At 74.2% G+C, this 17462-nt stretch carries 7 protein-coding genes and 2 pseudogenes; 2 read left to right on the plus strand and 7 right to left on the minus strand.

The genetic code is table 11. The features are described from left to right. Positions 1 to 100 precede the first annotated feature (100 nt). On the minus strand, positions 101 to 2329 hold the full coding sequence (locus OJ254_RS03550; RefSeq protein ID WP_265361227.1) for an ATP-dependent DNA helicase UvrD2: 2229 nt from the start codon (positions 2327 to 2329) through the stop codon (positions 101 to 103). Positions 2330 to 2963: 634 nt separating this feature from the next. Between OJ254_RS03550 and OJ254_RS03555 the strand changes: the two genes are divergently transcribed. Further along, positions 2964 to 3209 carry a mycoredoxin gene (locus tag OJ254_RS03555; RefSeq protein WP_030417138.1) on the plus strand — a complete coding sequence of 82 codons (246 nt, stop codon included), beginning with the start codon at positions 2964 to 2966 and terminating at the stop codon, positions 3207 to 3209. 327 nt (positions 3210 to 3536) lie between these two features. Here OJ254_RS03555 and nudC read toward each other — a convergent pair whose 3' ends face one another. From nudC to OJ254_RS03580, 6 genes and pseudogenes are all read right to left on the minus strand, one after another. Beyond that, complete coding sequence (gene nudC, locus OJ254_RS03560; protein ID WP_261955810.1) at positions 3537 to 4472, minus strand: NAD(+) diphosphatase; 936 nt, start codon at positions 4470 to 4472, stop codon at positions 3537 to 3539. A gap of 77 nt (positions 4473 to 4549) precedes the next feature. Next, a complete protein-coding gene (locus OJ254_RS03565) occupies positions 4550 to 5956 on the minus strand; it encodes a dipeptidase (protein WP_265361229.1) in 1407 nt (468 codons plus the stop codon). 10 nt (positions 5957 to 5966) lie between these two features. Beyond that, on the minus strand, positions 5967 to 6260 hold the full coding sequence (locus OJ254_RS31380; protein WP_423835815.1) for a PD-(D/E)XK nuclease family protein: 294 nt from the start codon (positions 6258 to 6260) through the stop codon (positions 5967 to 5969). Positions 6261 to 6274: 14 nt separating this feature from the next. Then, positions 6275 to 9622, minus strand: a complete 3348-nt coding sequence (locus OJ254_RS03570) for an ATP-dependent helicase (protein WP_423835816.1) — start codon at positions 9620 to 9622, stop codon at positions 6275 to 6277. 545 nt (positions 9623 to 10167) lie between these two features. Continuing rightward, positions 10168 to 13437, minus strand: a pseudogene (locus OJ254_RS03575) (ATP-dependent helicase). A 359-nt stretch (positions 13438 to 13796) separates the two neighbouring features. Further along, a pseudogene (locus OJ254_RS03580) lies at positions 13797 to 14185 on the minus strand (MGMT family protein). Positions 14186 to 15542: 1357 nt separating this feature from the next. Between OJ254_RS03580 and OJ254_RS31385 the strand changes: the two are divergent. Further along, entirely contained in the window at positions 15543 to 17324 is a 1782-nt protein-coding gene (locus OJ254_RS31385) for a lysylphosphatidylglycerol synthase transmembrane domain-containing protein (protein WP_423835817.1), read from the plus strand. Positions 17325 to 17462 lie beyond the last annotated feature (138 nt).

Below are 17462 nucleotides of genomic sequence, written 5' to 3' on the forward strand. Positions count from 1 at the left end.
TCCAGGGCGTTCAAGTACAGCACGGATCCATCGGATCTCGGAAAGTTCCGTTGTCTCCGTTGCTTCCGAAGGCTATGGGGATGCGCTCCGCGCGCGCAAACTATTTTTCCGACGAGTTTTCCGCGGCGCCCGCGGACCCGTCGCCCGAGGCTCCTGTGAGCTCCTCGCCGGCACAGATCGCCAGCACGTCACTGCCGTAGCGGTCGAACTTGCGCCGCCCCACACCCGAGATGACCGCGAGCTCCGCTTCGGTTCCCGGCACCGCCTCGGCAATGGCCATCAGCGTCTTGTCCGTGAAGATGCAGTAGGCCGGCTGCCGGGACCGGGCCGCCTCCTCCGCCCGCCACGCGTGCAGCCGCTCGTACAGCGCCTCGTCGAGCTCGGCCGGGCAGTCCTCACACCGCATCAGCTTCATCTCGCCCGCGTCCGTCAGCGTCCGGTTGCACACCCGGCACCGGGCCGGAGCGCGGTGCCGGGGGCGCCGCGGCACCGCAGCCGCCGCCCCGCCGCGCTCCACGCCCCGCAGGACCGCGCCCTGCGTACGGCGCCCGGCCACCGCCCCCGAACCTGGCCGCAGCCCGGTCAGGAAGCGACTGGCGCTCCGCGAAGCCCGGCCCCCCGGGGACCGCGCCAGCGACCACGACAGCGCCAGATGATGCCGCGCACGGGTGACGCCCACATAGAGCAGCCGGCGCTCCTCCTCTATCTGCTCGTCCGTCCGGGCGTACGTGATCGGCATCATGCCCTCGGTCAGCCCCACCAGGAACACGGCGTCCCACTCCAGGCCCTTCGCGGCATGCAGCGAGGCCAGCGTCACCCCCTCGACCGTCGGCGCGTGCTGCGCGTTGGCCCGTTCGTCCAGCTCGGCGACGAAATCCGCCAGCGACGCCCCGGAGCGGGCCCGGGCGAACTCCTCGGCGAGCCGCACCAGTGCCGCCAGCGACTCCCAGCGATCCCGCACCGCCCCCGAACCGGCCGGCGGCTCGCTCGTCCAGCCCATGTGGCTGAGCACCGCCCGCACCTCCGCGGGCAGGTCCAGCGCATCGTCGAGCAGCGCGTCGTTCGCCCCGAAACGGGCCGCGCCGCGCAGCTTGATACCGGCCTCACGCACCTCCGGCCGCTCGAAGAACCGCTCCGCGCCCCGCAGCTGATACGGCACGCCGACGTCCGCCAGCGCCTGCTCGTAGACCTCCGACTGGGCGTTGACCCGGAACAGCACCGCGATCTCACTGGCCGGCACCCCCGACGCGATCAGATCCCGGATCCGGCGGGCGGTGCCCTCGGCCTCCGCGGGCTCGTCGGCGTACTCCGTGTACACCGGCTCCGGACCGGACTCGCGCTGCGAGACCAGCTCCAGGCGGTGCTCGGCCGCGCGCCCCTTGGCCTGCGAGAGCAGGCCGTTGGCGAGGTGGACGACCTGCGGGGTGGAACGGTAGTCCCGGACCAGCCGGACGACGGTGGCCTGCGGATGGCGGGTGCGGAAGTTCAGGAGGTGGTCGGGGGTGGCGCCGGTGAAGCTGTAGATCGTCTGGCTGGCGTCACCCACCACGCACAGGCTGTCGCGGTCCCCCAGCCACAGGTCCAGCAGCCGCTGCTGCAGCGGGCTGACGTCCTGGTACTCGTCGACGACGAAGTGCTGATACTGCGCACGGACCTGCTCGGCGATGTCGTGCCGGTCCTGCAGCACCCCGACCGTGAGCAACAGCACATCCTCGAAGTCGATGGCGCCCCGGTCGCGCTTGAGCTGCTCGTAGGTGGCATAGATCTGCCCCGTCTCGGCCGGGTCACGCGGCGCCTCCCGGCCCGCCTTGGCGACCGCGGCCGGATAGTCGGCCGGCACGGTCTGGGTGACCTTGGACCACTCGATCTCGGCCGTGACGTCGCGCAGCTCATTGCGGTCCAGCCGGATCCGGCAACGCGCCCCCGCCTCCGCGACGAGCTGCGCCTTCCGCTCCAGCAGCCGCGGCAGCTCGCCGCCCACCGCCTTCGGCCAGAAGAACTGCAGCTGCCGCAGCGCCGCGGAATGGAACGTACGGGCCTGCACCCCGCCCGCCCCGAGCTGCCGCAGCCGCCCCCGCATCTCGCCCGCCGCACGCGCGGTGAACGTGACGGCGAGCACACTCGCGGGCTGCAGGATCCCGGCCCGCACCCCGTACGCGATCCGATGGGTGATCGCCCGCGTCTTGCCCGTACCGGCACCGGCCAGCACACACACCGGACCGTGCAGCGCCGTCGCGACCTCCCGCTGCTCCGGGTCGAGCCCGTCCAGCACCCCGTCGGCCGAGTCCGGGGCCGACGGGAAGAGAGAGGAGTCCGTTGCTGCTGTCACCCCGCCATGCTGCCAGGTCCACCGGGATGGCCGGGAAGCCTGTCCACAGCCTTCCGCTCCCTGTCGTACGCATCACCGCCGCTGTGGACAGCCCCCGACGCGTTCCGCCGATGAGTGCTTTGCTTGATCCAACGGCCGGGCCAGGCAACCGAGCAGCCGAGCAGCCGAGCAGCCGAGCAAGGGTCGGGGGGCTGGGTGCCGGGGGTTGGGGTCGGAGGCCGGGGTCGGAGGCCGGGGCCGGGCTGAGGTGACGGCCGGCGGAGGCGTGCGGGCGTGGCCGACGTGAGGGGGCTGCGGGCCTGAGAGCGCTGCCGGCCTGAGAGCGGTGCCGGCCTGAGAGCGCTGCTGTTGGGGGTGAGGGGAGGGGGGGTGGGGGTGGGGGCGCCCCCGGGGCCCCCACCAGGTTGTGGGCTCGGCTCGGCTGAGAGGTGGGGCCAGGGGTGGGGCGAGGCAGGGGTGGGGCAGGGGTGGGGCGAGGCTAGGCGGGACGAGGCGGGGCGGGGCGGGGCAGGGGCAGCCCCCGGGCCCCCGGCGAAGCCCCCCGGGAATTGCTCGCCCACCTCGTGCGTTGTGTCCCATGGCCGCGCCGAGTGGGCGGTACGAGGAACACGACTGACGAAGGAGCGCGGGGCGCATGGCGGGCACTGTGACGATGTACAGCACCACCTGGTGCGGTTATTGCCGTCGGCTGAAGAGCCAGATGGACCGTGAGGGAATCGCGTACACCGAGATCAACATCGAGCAGGACCCGGAGTCCGCGGCGTTCGTGGAGAAGGCCAACGGCGGCAACCAGACGGTGCCGACCGTGCTCTTCGCCGACGGTACGACGCTGACGAACCCGTCCCTGGCGCAGGTCAAGCAGAAGGTGGGCGTGGCCTGACGGCCACCCGGCGGGCCGCCTGAGGCCCGCCACCCCCTGGCCCGGGGAGCGACCGACGTGCACCCCAGGTCCCGGTGACGGACCGACGTGCACCCCAGGTCCCGGTGAGGGACCGACGTGCACCTCGGATGCCGGTGAGGGACCGAGGTGTACGTGCACCACCGTCAAGGGCCGTCGTCCGGTTCCGTCGAGCAATCGATGGAACCGGACGACGGCCCTTTGCCATGCCCCTGCGGCTTTCTGCGCCCCTGCGTCATCCCGCGCCCACGCGGCTACCTGCGCGCCTGCATCATCCTGCGCGCGTGCGGCCTCGCCCGCCGCACCCCGTCACGGCTTCGGCAGCGGCTTGCCGTACCAGAGCTCGATCAGGCGGGCGGCGATGGAGATGCCGTAGGGCGGCAGGACCTCGCCGGATTCGAAGGCGGCGCGGAGGTCCTCGCGGGAGAACCAGCGGGCCTCTTCGATCTCCTCGCCGTCCACCTGGATCTCGGAGGAGGTGGCGCGGGCCATGAAGCCCAGCATCAGGCTGGAGGGGAAGGGCCAGGGCTGGCTGGCCACGTACTCCACGTCCCCGACGACGACGCCGGCCTCCTCGTAGACCTCACGGGCCACCGACTGCTCGATGGACTCCCCCGGCTCGACGAAGCCGGCGAGGGTGGAGAAGCGGCCCTCGGGCCAGTGGACCTGGCGGCCGAGCAGGGCGCGGTCCTCCTCGTCGGTGACGAGCATGATCACGGCCGGGTCGGTACGGGGGTAGTGCTCGGCGCCGCAGGCGGGGCAGCGGCGGATGTGGCCGGCGGCGGCGATCACGGTGCGTTCGCCGCAGCGGGAGCAGAAGCGGTGCAGCCGCTGCCAGTTCTCCAGGGCGACGGCGTGGACGAGCAGGCCGGCGTCGCGGGGGGACAGCAGGAGGCCCGCCTCGCGCAGGCCGGCCGGGCGCGCGGACTGGTCGATGCGGCCGGGGAGGCTGTCCTTCTGGAGGGCGAAGTAGCTGACGCCCTCGTCGTCGGTGCCGAGGTAGTAGCGGTGCGCCTCGGTCAGCGGCGCCTCGAAGGACGGCGTCATGATCAGTTCGGTGCGGCCGTCGGGGGTGTCGTCGATCAGTGCCTGGCCGCCGGACACCACGAAGACGCGCGTCGTCGGGTGGCTCCAGGCCGCCGCCAGCCATGCCTCGTCGAGGCGGTGGTGGGCGGAGCGGTCGATGCCGCTCGGCGCGCTGAACGTGATCGGCCGGTCGGCGGTGTGCTCGGTCCAGGTGGTCACTGCTGTTTCCAACTCCCCCTGTGGCGTGGGTGATTGCTGCGTACGGGCGCGGAACGGTGCGGCGGGGCGCGGGGCGGTCAGGTCCGCTGCCAGGTCTCCGCCAGGTCGCCCCACAGGTGGGCGGCGGTTTCGACGCCCTTCATCAGCAGGTCGAGTTCGACCTTTTCGTTCGGCGCGTGCCAGCCGTCGGAGGGGACGGAGATGCCGAGGAAGAGGACCGGGGCGCCGAGGACGTCCTGGAGGTCGGCGGCCGGGCCGGAGCCGCCCTCGCGGGTGAAGCGGATCTTCTGGCCGAAGGCGCGTCCCATGGCACGGACGACGGACTGGAGCGCGGGGTGGTCGAGCGGGGTGAGGCAGGGCCGGGTGGCGCCCCAGAACGTGATCTCGTGCCGGATGCCGGGCGGGAGCTGGGCTGCGACCCAGTCGCGTACGGCCTGCTGGACGGCGGCCGGGTCCTGGCCGGCGACCAGCCGGAACGAGAGCTTCAGCTGGGCGGTGGACGGCACGATGGTTTTGCCGCCGGGGCCCTGGTAGCCGCCGCCGATGCCGTTGACCTCGGCGGTGGGACGGGCCCAGAGGCGTTCCAGGGTGGTGGTGCCGGCCTCGCCGAGGGTGGCGTGGGAGTGCGCGGTGCGCAGCCATTCCTCCTCGTCGAAGGGCAGCTCGGCGAAGAGTTCCCGTTCGCGGTCGGTGAGTTCGATCACGCCGTCGTAGAAGCCGGGGACGGCGACCCGGCGGTCGGCGTCGTGGAGGGCGGCGGCCAGCCGGGCGGCCTCGGTGGCGGGGTTGGGCACCGCGCCGCCGAAGGAGCCGGAGTGGATGTCCTGGTCGGGGCCGTACAGGTCGATCTGGCAGTCCGTCAGTCCGCGCATGCCGGTGCAGACGGTGGGGGTGTCCCTGGACCACATGCCGGTGTCGGAGACGATCACGGCGTCGCAGGCGAGGCGGTCGGCGTGCTTCTCGATCAGGGCGGGGAAGTTCGGGGAGCCGGACTCCTCCTCGCCCTCGATGAGCAGCTTGAGGTTGACGGCGGGCGCGGTGCGGCCGGCGGCGGCGAGGTGGGCGCGGACGCCGAGGGTGTGGAAGAACACCTGGCCCTTGTCGTCGGCGGCGCCGCGGGCGTAGAGCTTGCCGTCGACGATCTGCGGCGCGAAGGGGTCGGTGTGCCAGCCGTCCTCGCGGGCGGCGGGCTGCACGTCGTGGTGGCCGTAGACGAGCACGGTGGGGGCGGACGGGTCGCCGGAGGGCCATTCGGCGAAGACGGCGGGCAGGCCGTCGCCCTCGGTCTCCCAGATCTCGGCGGTGGGGAAGCCGGTGCCGGTGAGCTTGGCGGCGAGCCATTCGGCGCTGCGGCGTACGTCGGGGGCGCGGTCCGGGTCGGCGGACACGGAGGGGATGCGCAGCCACTCGGCGAGGTCGTCGAGGAAGGCGTCGCGGTGGCTGTCGAGGTACGCGCGGACGGCGCTGTCCGGGGTTGTGCTCATACGACCGAGCCTATCGGCCTTCCGGGGGACGCCGGTCGTCGGTCTCGCCCCGCAGGATGCGTTCGAGTCCGGCGCGGCCGGGGAGGCGGGCGGGCCGGACGATCTCGCCGGTGCGGACGTAGAGGAAGGCGGCGCGGACGGCGGACGGGGGCAGGCCGTGCCGTTCGGCCCAGGCGAGGCGGTAGACGGCGAGCTGGAGGGGGTCGGCGGTCTGGGTGCGGCCGGTCTTCCAGTCGATGATCTCGTAGCGGTCGCCGTCGGGGCCACGCTCCTTGTAGACGGCGTCGATCCGGCCGCGGATCACCCGTCCGGCGAGGATCAGCTGGAAGGGCGCCTCGACGCGGTGGGGGTGCGGTGGGCGTAGGGGGTGCGGGCGAACGCCTCCTTGAGGGCTTCCAGGTCGTGTTCGTCGGTGATCCGGTCGGCGTCGGGCTCGTCGGCGCCCGGCAGCTCGTCGGGGCCGAGCAGCGGCAGGGCGAGCTCTTCGAAGCGGGACTCGACCCAGGCGTGGAAGCGGGTGCCGCGGCGGGCGCCGGGCTGGGGCGGGCGCGGCATGGGGCGGGCCAGCTCGCGGGCGAAGCCGTCCGGGTCGGCGGCGAGGCGGAGCAGCTGGGTGGCGCTGAGTGCGGCGGGCAGCGGGACCTCGCGGACGGTGGCGCGGGAGCGGCGCAGCTCGTCGGCGAGCGCCTCCAGGTCGCGGTCCCAGGAGCCGAGGATGCGGCGCTCCTCGGGGAGCAGTGCGTGCGGGCCGGTGGCCTCGTTGTCCCCTTCGTCCTCGGCCTGGTGGGCGGGGTCCGGAGTGGTGAGGTCCGGTTCGGTGGTGCGCTGGGCGCCGATACGGGGCCGCGGGGGCGGGGCGGCCGCACCGGGGCCGTCCTCGACGCCCGGAACGTCCTCCATACCCGTCATGTCGTCGAACGGGTCCGCCTCGGCGGTCGCGAACGGGTCCGGTTCCTCGAACGGGTCGGCCTCGGGCACGCCGTACGCCTCGTCGTCCTCCGGCAACCCGTACGGGTCGTCCTCCGGCATGCCGTACGGGTCGTCCTCCCACTCCTCCTCCGGTGGGGCCGGCGGCCACTCCGGGTCGTACGCCGGGGACGGTGCGGGGACGGAGGGGGCGACGGCGGCGGGCGGCTGGGCGGTCCGATGGCGGGCGAGGTGGGTGCGCACCGCGGCCGCCGCGGTGCGGCGGCGGGTCAGGGCGGCGGGGTCGAGCGGCAGCGGCCAGGCCTGTTCGGCGGCGGCCTCGGCGAGGGTGGGGTTCTCGGCGTCCTCCTCGGGCGGGTCGGCCCAGTGCTCGATCTCGCCGTGGCCGGCCTCGCAGTGTTCGCGCAGTGCCTCCAGGAAGGCGGACGGGCCGCGCGGCCGCTTCTGATGGGGGCCCCACCAGTGGCCGGAGCCGAGCAGCAGGGAGCGGGGGCGGGTGAAGGTGACGTAGCCGAGGCGGAGTTCCTCGGTCTGCTGGTGGTGCTTCATCGCCTCCTTGAAGTCCTTGAGGCCGCGGGCGGTCCATTCCTCGACGTCGGGGAGGGTGGCGGCGTCGCCGCGGAGGGCGTGCGGCAGGACCTTGGCGCGGCTGGTCCAGGACTCGCGGGACTGTTCGCTGGGGAACTGCTTGGCGACGAGGCCGGGGACGGCGACGACGTCCCATTCGAGGCCCTTGGACTTGTGGGCGGTGAGCACCTTGACGGTGTTGTCGCCGCCGGGGAGGGAGCTGTCGAGGCCCTTCTCGTACTGGACGGCGGTGCGCAGGAAGCCGAGGAAGGCGAGGAGGGTGGCGTCGCCGTCGAGGGATTCGCCGCCCTGTTTGGCAGCGAATCCGGCGGCGATGTCGAGGAAGGTGCCGAGGGTTTCGCGGCGGCGGGCGGCGAGGGCGTGCGGGGACGCGGAGAGTTCGACTTCGAGGCCGGTGGTGGCGAGCACCCGGTGGAGGACGTCCATGAGGGGGTCGCCCAGGGAGCGCCGGAGGTCGCGGAGCTCGGCTGCGAGGTGGGCGAAGCGCACCCGGGCCTCGGGGGAGAACGGCAGGCCGTCGTCGGTGCCGTCGGCCTCCAGGAAGGTGTCGAGGGCGTCGGCGAGGGAGAGGGTCTCGGCGGGGTCGGTGCCTTCGACGGCCTCGGCGAGGCGTTGTGCGGGGTCGTCGGACGGGCCGCCGTGGTGGACGAGGGTGCGGGCGCGCCGCCCGAGGAGGGCGAGGTCGCGGGGGCCGATCCGCCAGCGGGGGCCGGTCAGGAGGCGGACGAGGGAGGCGTTGGCGGTCGGGTCCTGGAGGACGTCGCAGACGGCGACGAGGTCGGCGATCTCGGGGAGGTGCAGCAGTCCGGAGAGGCCGACGACCTCGACGGGGATGTCGCGGGCGACGAGTTCGCCCTGGATGTGGGCGAAGTCGCCGGCGGTGCGGCACAGGACGGCGATCTCGCCGGGCGGGGTGCCGGTGCGGACGAGGTGGGCGAGGGAGTCGGCGAGCCAGCGGAGTTCTTCGGTGTGGGTGGGCAGCAGGGCGCAGCGGACCGTGCCGTCGCGTTCGGCGCCGGGGGCGGGGCGGAGCGCTTCGACGCCTTCGTGCATGCGGCGGAGCGGGGCGGCGAGGCCGTTGGCGAGGTCGAGGAGGCGGCCGCCGCTGCGGCGGTTCTCGCTGAGGGCGTAGCGGTGGGCGGGGGTGCCGTCCGCGAAGGGGAAGTGGGCGGGGAAGTCGTCGAGGTTGGCGACGGAGGCGCCGCGCCAGCCGTAGATGGCCTGGCAGGGGTCGCCGACGGCGGTGACGGCGTGCCCGGTGGGGGTGCCGTTCGCGGCGCCGAAGAGTCCGGAGAGCAGCAGTCGCTGGGCGACGGAGGTGTCCTGGTACTCGTCGAGCAGGACGACCCGGAATTCGTCGCGCAGGATCCGGCCGACCTCGGGGCGGGTGGTGGCGAGGGTCGCCGACCGGGCGATCTGATCACCGAAGTCGAGCAGGTCGCGGCGGCTCTTCTCGGCGCGGTGGGCGGTGACGAGGTCGAGGAGCTCCAGCCGGGCGCGGGCGGTGTCGGGGACCTTGCGCAGGTCGGCGTTGGTGAGCTTGACGCCGTCGAGGGCGGCGAGCAGTCCGGTGTCGTACGCGCGGAGCTCGGCCGGGTCGACGAGGTGCTCGGCGAGCTCGGCGTCCAGGGCGAGGAGGTCCTCCACGAGGGAGGGCAGGGAGGTGGTGAGCGCCGGGTAGGGGCCGGGGGCGGTGCGCAGGGTGCGGGCGGCGAGCTGGAAGCGGGTGGCGTCGGCGAGCAGCCGGGCGCTGGGTTCGAGGCCGATGCGCAGGCCGTGGTCCTTGAGGAGCTGGCCGGCGAAGGCGTGGTACGTCGAGATGCGCGGCTCGCCGGGATCGGCCTCGGCGCTCCCGGGCCCGGGCTCCGGGTCGGTCACCCCGGCCCGGACGAGGGCGGTGCGGACCCGCTCGGCGAGCTCGCCGGCGGCCTTGTTGGTGAAGGTCAGCCCGAGCACCTGCTCGGGGGCGACCTGCCCCGTGCCGACCAGCCACACCACCCGCGCGGCCATCACCGTGGTCTTACCGGACCCGGCCCCGGCCACGATGACCTGCGGCGCGGGCGGCGCGATGATGCACGCCGTCTGCTCCGGGGTGAACGGAATCCCGAGCAGCTCCTTGAGCTGCTCGGGGTCGGTGATACGCGATGCCACGTGAAAGACGGTAACGGTCCCCACTGACAATCCGCTGCGCTTGGCGGGCCTCCCACGTACCTGGCTGTCCCGCCGGGGGGCTTGTTCGCCGTTGCGCTTTGCGGCGCCCCGCACGTACCCGTCTCTCCCGCCGCGGGGCTTGCTCGCCGTTGCGCCTGGCGGCGGGCGTTGTTTTGTCGGGTGCGGTGCCGGCCCTCCAGACTTCGTCCTCCGGTCCAGCCCCTCCCGTGGTGGGGAGTTTCTCAGCTGGTTGGGGGCGGGCCTGATCTGTTGCCTGCGGGCACGTGGGCATTACGTGCACCCCCACCGGCCAAAACTTTCCCCTCACGGGAGGGGACGGGCCGGAGGGGCCGGTTGTGTGGACGTAAAGCGTCAGCAGTCCACACAACCGGCCCCGGAGGCCCGTCACCGCACCCGACAACCACCCAGCCCGCCGCAGGCGCAACGGCGAACAACAACCGCGGCGGGACAGACAGGTACGTGCGGGGCGCCGCAAAGCGCGCAACGGCGAGAACACCCGCGGCGCCGCAGACAGGTACGTGGGGTCACTCCACAACGTGGCGCCCCTCCGGCTGCGCACTGCACGACGCGCGGAACGCGCAATGCGTGCAGTGCGTGCCCGTGGCCGGCGTGAAGCGTTCCTCCAGGACGCGGCCGGCGGCGGTGGCGAGGAGGTCGCCGACCCAGTCGCCGTCCGGCGGCGGCTGGGCCTGTACGGCGGGGAGGGCGTCGCCGCCCTCCTTCTGGGGGGCGCCGATGCGCAGGTGGACCAGTTCGGCGCCGCCGGGTTCGGGGGTGCGGCCGTCGAAGACGTCGTCGACCGCGCCTTCGCGGACCGCGAGCTGGTAGACGGCGAGCTGGGGGTGGCGGGCGACCTCGGGGCCGGTCGGTTTCTGCTTGCCGGTCTTGAAGTCGACGACGTAGGCCCTGCCCTGTTCGTCCGTGGCGATGTGGTCCATGCTGCCGCGGATGCGGACCTCGTAGGTGCCGGCCCGGAGGGTGACGTCGAAGGGGTGCTCGGTGGCGACGGGGTCGCGGCCGAGGGCGTCGCGTTCCATGACGTGCCAGCGCAGGAAGCGTTCGAGGGCGGCGCGGGCGTGGTCCTTCTCCTGGCGGGACTTCCAGGGGCGTCGAAGGCGAGCGCGTCCCATACGGAGTCCAGGCGTTCCATGAGGACGGTGAGGTCGGCGGGGGTGCGTCCGGAGGCGACTTCGTCGGCGAGGACGTGGACGACGTTGCCGAAGCCCTGGGCGGCGGTGGCGGGGCTGTCCGCCTTGACCTCGCGGCCGAGGAACCACTGGAGGGCGCAGGTGTTGGCGAGCTGGTCGAGGGCGCTGCCGGAGAGGACGACGGGCAGGTCGCGGTCGCGCAGCGGGACCCGGCTGTGGGTGGGGTCGTTCATGCCCCACCAGGTGTCGGGGTGGGCGGCGGGCACCAGGGGGCGGTGGTCGTCGTCGTGCAGCGCGGCGAGCCGGGCGAGCCGCTGGGCGGCGGCGTCGCGCAGGGCGGGGCTCGCCGCGGGATCGACGGTGGTGGCGCGGAGTTCGGCGACCAGTGCGGCGACGGAGAGGGGGCGGCGGGGGCGGCCGGTGACGTCCTGGGGGGTGACGCCCAGTTCGGTGAGGAACCGGGAGGGCTGGTCGCCGTCGTCGGCGGCGGCCTTGACGGCGGTGACGACGAGGCGGTCGCGGGCGCGGGTCGCGGCCACGTAGAACAGCCGGCGTTCCTCGGCGAGCAGGGCGCCGGGGGTGAGGGGTTCGGCGAGGCCGTCGCGGCCGATCCGGTCGGCTTCGAGGAGGGAGCCGCGGCGGCGCAGGTCGGGCCAGAGTCCTTCCTGGACGCCGGCGACGACGACCAGCCGCCATTCCAGGCCCTTGGCGCGGTGGGCGGTCATCAGCCGGACGGCGTCGGGGCGGACGGTGCGGCGGGTGAGGGTGTCGGCGGCGATGTCCTGGGCGTCGAGTTCCTCCAGGAAGTTGAGGGCGCCGCGGCCGCCGGTGCGTTCCTCGGCGCGGGCGGCGGTCTCGAAGAGGGCGACGACGGCGTCGAGGTCGCGGTCGGCGTTGCGGCCGGCGGCGCCGCCGCGGCGGGCGGCGCGTTCCAGGCGCTGCGGCCAGGGGGTGCCGTCCCACAGTTCCCACAGGGCCTGTTCGGCGGTGCCGCCGCCGGCGAGGAGTTCGCGGGCCTTGCGCAGCAGCAGGCCGAGCCGTTGGGCGCCGCGGGCGTAGCCGGGGTCGTGGGCGACCAGGCGCTGGGGGTGGGCGAGGGCCCGGGCGATCAGTGCGTCGGAGGGGGGCGGCAGGGGTGTGCCGGCGGCGCGTTCCTCCTCGCGCAGGGCGCGGCCGAGGCGGCGCAGGTCGGCGGCGTCCATGCCGCCGAGGGGGGAGGCGAGCAGGTCGAGGGCGGTGTCGGCGTCGAGCCAGCCCGGTGTGGTGGCGTCGGGGGTGTCCGGTTCCTGGCCGAGGGCGGCGTGGGCCGCGGCGCGGAGGGCGCTGAGCAGGGGGCGACGGCGGGTTCGTGGCGCAGCGGGAGTTCGTCGCCGTCGATGTCGAGGGGGACGCCGGCGGAGGTGAGGGCGCGGCGGACGGCGGGGATGGAGCGGCCGCCGGCGCGGACGAGGACGGCCATGTCGCGCCAGGGCACGCCGTCCTCCAGGTGGGCGCGGCGCAGGATGTCGGCGACGTTGTCCAGTTCGGCGCCGGGTGTGGGGTAGGTGTACGCCTCGACGCGGCCGCCGTCCCGTAGGGGCGTGGGTTCGCGGTGGGCGCGGACCTTGGCGGCCGGGAGTCGGGTGAGCGGCATCCGGTGGGTGAGCTGCCGGGTGGCGGTGAGCAGGGTGGCGCCGGAGCGGCGGGAGGTGCCGAGGACGGCGACGGGGGCGGGGTGCCGTCGCCGCGGCGGAAGGTTTCGGGGAAGTCGAGGATGCCGTTGACGTCCGAGCCGCGGAAGGCGTAGATCGACTGGTCGGGGTCTCCGAGGGCGACGAGGGTGCGGCCGGGGGTGCCGGGGGCGGCGGCCGCCGTGTGGTTGCCGGCGAGCGCGCGCAGCAGCCGTACCTGGGCGGCGTCGGTGTCCTGGTACTCGTCGACGTAGACGGCGTCGTAGGCGGTGGCCAGTTCGGCGGCGACATCGGGGCGTTCGGCCAGGAGCACGGCGCGGTGGACGAGTTCGGCGTAGTCGAGGACGCCCTGGCCGTCGAGGACGTCGAGGTATTCGGCGAGGAAGCCGGCGGCGGCGTGCCAGTCGGGGCGGCCGGTGCGGCGGGCGAAGGCGCCGAGGGCGTCCGGGCCGAGGCCCAGTTCGCGGCTGCGGGCGAGCACGGCGCGGACCTCGTCGGCGAAGCCGCGGGTGGTCAGGCAGGCGCGGAGGTCGTCGGGCCAGCTGATCGCGGCCCGGCCCGCGCCGGCGAGGTCGGCCTGGCCCTGGAGGAGTTCGCGGACGACGAGGTCCTGTTCGGGGCCGGAGAGCAGCCGCAGCGGGTCGGCGAAGAGGTCGGCGTCCTGGTGGGCGCGGACCAGGGCGTAGCAGAAGGAGTGGAAGGTGGTGGCCTGCGGGATGCCGGCGGGTGCGGGCGGGGTCCCCGGCCCGTCGCCGTGTTTCCCGGGGCGGCGGCGCGGCTTGTCCAGGGTGCGCAGGCGGAGTGCGAGGCGGTCGCGGAGGTCGACGGCGGCCTTGCGGCTGAAGGTGAGGACGAGGATCCGCTCGGGGTCGCCGCCGTCCCGGACCCGGCGGGCGACGGCTTCGACGAGGGTGGTGGTCTTGCCGGTGCCGGGCCCGGCGAGGACCAGCAGCGGGCCGTCGCGGTGGTCAACCACGGCGCGCTGGGCTGCGTCCAAGGTGGGAGGGTCCACCCGTTCCGGCGGCGTGCGGACCAGTCGGTACGCGCCGGAGGCGTCCCGCCGCGTCGCCCGGCGGGGCTGCGTCGGCGGGACGGCCGAGAAGGAGGAGCTCACGTGGATCGCCGGTCCTGAGGAGGGTGCTGGTCGTGGTGCGGATGCGGTGCGGGGCGCGCCGCCGTGCGGGGTGCCGGGGTGGCCGGGGGCCGGGCGGCGGGGCCGTGGTGGCGTCCGGCGCCGGGAGGGCAGTGCCCGACGCTACGCCAGTCGGTGCCCGGGCCGCGGACCGGTCCGTGGGCCGCCGGGCCGGGAGGCGGCCGGTGCGGGCGCCGGGCGGCTCAGTCGTCCCATGGGGCGTCCCGCTCGTCCTGCCGGCCGTCCCAACGGGCGCGCCGCATATCGATCTTGGGTATGTGGTCGTCGCTCCCCTGCGACGCGGCCCGCAGCGGGGTGCCCTCGTCGCGGTAGTGGGCCAGGGCGCGCAGTTCGCTGCCGGGCAGCAGCCGCCCGTCGGCGCGCACCACCCGCCACCAGGGCACCGCGCCGCCGTAGACCGCCATCACCCTGCCGACCTGCCGGGCCCTCCCTCGTCCAGATACTCCGCGACATCGCCGTACGTCATGACCCGGCCGGCCGGGATCAGCTCGGCGACGGAGAGCACCCGCTCGGCATAGGCGGGCAGCTCCCCGGCGTCGGCGCCGGGCGCCGTGTCTCCGGTACCACTCATTCGGTCCATCCTGCCGCACGGCACCGACAATGGGAGCGGACGCACGGTCCACCACCCTTCGGAACACCGGCGGCGGCCGCCACCGGACCCGGCACGGTGGCAGAGGTTCCGCTTCCCGTCACCCCGAAATGCACCCTGATGCCCCCCTCCACCGGTCGGCCGTGCCACCATCTTCCGGACGGTGACTGGTGATACGAGATCAAGAAGAGACGGCCGAGCAGCAGGGCGCGGCGCCTCCACGGGAGGCGGGCGCCCCTGAAGCGCTGCCCGTCGAGGGGAAGCACCAACGGAGGCCGGCCACGGCTTCCGCTACCGAAAAGGCGAGCACGATCAAGAAGGCCGAACGACCGGGGGCGTCCCAGAGGCCGGAAGGGCCCAAGGAGCCCGCACCACCCAAGGGACATGAGGAGGAGCCGAGGAGCGACCGGCAACACCAGCAGGCCGAGGACGACGCGCACGTGGAGCACGGCAAGGGCGCCGAGCCGGGCCCGGTCGCGGCCCGCGGCATGTCCCGGACGGGTTCGCACCGCGACGGGGCGGCCGCCGACGAGTGCGGCGAGTTCCACGTCGACCGGGTCTCGGGCGACGAGCCGCTGCTGCCCGCCCGGGTGCACCGGCCCTCCGACCTGCTGCGGCTGCTGCTCGGCATGGCCGGCATCGCCCTGGTCCTCGGTCTGGCCACGTTCGCGCACGGCACCACCGCGGGCCTGGCCCGGGACATCGGCACCGGTGCGCGGGCCACTCCCCCGCTGCTGATCAATCTGGCCGGGCTGACCGCCAGCGTCGCGGTGCTGATCGTGCCGGTGGCGTTCGCCGTCGAGCGGCTGGTCAAGCGGGACGGGCTGCGGATCGCGGACGGTGTGCTCGCCGCCGTCCTGGCGCACGGGGTGTCGCTCGCCACCGACCTGTGGGTGGCCGAGTCCGCCCCGGCCTCCATCAGGGTGGCGCTGACCCAGCCGCTGGCGAACGGCTCGCTCTCCGCGCCGGTGCACAGCTATCTGGCGCCGGTGATCGCCTACATGACGGCGGTGGGCATGTCCCGGCGGCCGCGCTGGCGGGTCGCGATGTGGGGCGTGCTGCTGCTCGACGCGTTCGCGGTGCTGGTCGGCCGCTACACCACACCGTTCGCGATCATCACGACGGTGCTGATCGGCTGGACCGTGGCGTTCGGCACCCTCTACGCCGTCGGCTCCCCCAACGTCCGCCCACCGGGCAGAACCTCCTCGCCGGGCTGCGCCGGGTCGGCTTCCGCCCGGTCAGCGCGCTGCGCGCGGAGGACACCGCCAACCCCGAGCACGCCGACCGCGGCCGCCGCTACCTCGTCACCCTGGAGGACGGCCCGCCGATCGACGTCACCGTGGTCGACCGCGAGCAGCAGGCGCAGGGCTTCTTCTACCGGGTCTGGCGCCGGCTGTCGCTGCGCGGCATCAACCAGCGCCGCAGCCTGCAGTCGCTGCGCCAGGCCCTGGAGCAGGAGGCGCTGCTGGCGTACGCGGCGATCGCGGCCGGCGCCCACGCCCCCAAGCTGATCGCCACCTCCGAGCTCGGCCCGGACGCGGTGATGCTGGTCTACGAGCACATCGGGGGCCGCACCTTCGACTCGCTGGCCGACGAGGAGATCACCGACGCGCTGATGCACAGCGCCTGGCGGCAGGTCGAGGCGCTGCAGTCGCGGCGGATCGCGCACCGGCGGCTGGTCGGCGACGCGCTGCTGGTGGATCGTTCCGGCAACATCGTGCTGACCGAGCTGCGCGGCGGGGAGATCGCGGCCGGTGACCTCGTACTGCGGATGGACATCGCCCAGCTGCTGGTCACGCTGGGTCTGCGGGTCGGCGCGGAACGGGCGGTGGCGGCGGCCGTCGAGGTGCTCGGCCCGGACGCGGTCGCGGACAGCCTGCCGCTGCTCCAGCCGATCGCGCTGAGCCGTACCACCCGGGCCACGCTGCGCCAGCTGGCCCGCGAGCGTGCCAAGCGGGAGCGGGAGGCGGTGCTGGCGGCATCGCAGGCCGCCAAGGAGGCGCGGGAGGCCCGGGAGGCGGCCCCGAAGGACCGCAGGACGCTGCGGGCCGAGCGGCACGCGGAGAAGAACGCCGAGAAGCGGGCCCTGGACGAGGCGAGCGAGGAGGCCCGCGAGGAGGACCTGCTGGCCCAGATCCGCCGGCAGGTGCTGCTGATCCGGCCCACCGCGGTGATCGAGCCGGCGAAGCTGGAGCGGCTCAGCCCGCGGATCCTCATCAGCTGGATCGCCGGTGCCTTCGCGGTGTACCTGCTGCTGTCCCAGCTCACCAACTTCAACCTCGGCGACGTCGTCAGCGAGGCCCAGTGGGTGTGGGTGCTGGTGGCGATGTTCTTCTCGGCGACGACGTACATCGCGGCGGCGATGAGCCTTCTGGGTTTCGTCACGGAGAAGGTGTCGTTCGTCCGGACCATGATCGCGCAGATCGCCGGCAACTTCGTGAAGCTGGTGGCGCCCGCCGCGATCGGCGGGGTGGCGCTCAACACCCGCTTCCTGCAGCGTGCCGGGGTCCGGCCCGGGCTGGCGGTGGCGAGCGTCGGCGCCTCGCAGCTGTTCGGGCTGGGCAGCCACATCTTGCTGCTGCTGGCCTTCGGCTATCTGACCGGCACCGAGCAGACCCAGGACATCTCGCCGTCCCGTACGGTCATCGCCGGGCTGCTGACCGTGGCCGTGCTGGTGCTGGTCGTCACGGCCGTGCCGGTGCTGCGGAAGTTCGTCTCGACGCGGGTGCGGTCGCTGTTCGCCGGTGTGGTGCCGCGGATGCTGGACATCCTGCAGCGGCCGCGGAAGCTGGTCACCGGCATCGGCGGGATGCTGCTGCTGACGGCGGCGAACGTGATGTGCCTGGACGCCTCGATCCGGGCGTTCGGCGGCGGCGACAAGATCAGTTACGCGAGCATCGCGGTCGCCTTCCTCGCCGGCAACGCGCTGGGTTCGGCCGCTCCGACACCGGGCGGTGTGGGCGCCGTCGAAGGTGCGCTGATCACCGCGCTGACCATCGCGGGCCTGCCCGGCGACACCGCGTTCCCGGCGGTGCTGCTGTTCCGGCTGATGGTCTTCTGGCTGCCGGTCCTGCCGGGCTGGCTGGCCTTCACGTATCTGACGCGCAAGGGCGAGATCTGACCCGCCGGGGGCGCCCCCGGCCTGGGGCGGCCGGGCACAGCCGGGTAACTCGAAGGCGCCGGTCCGTGACGTACGGACCGGCGCCTTCGGCGCTGTGCAGGGCGCGGTGATCAGCCCACCGGCTCGATCAGTGGGCCG

The sequence above is a fragment of the Streptomyces endophytica genome, assembly GCF_026153355.1.
Classification (GTDB): Bacteria; Actinomycetota; Actinomycetes; order Streptomycetales; family Streptomycetaceae; genus Streptomyces; species Streptomyces endophytica.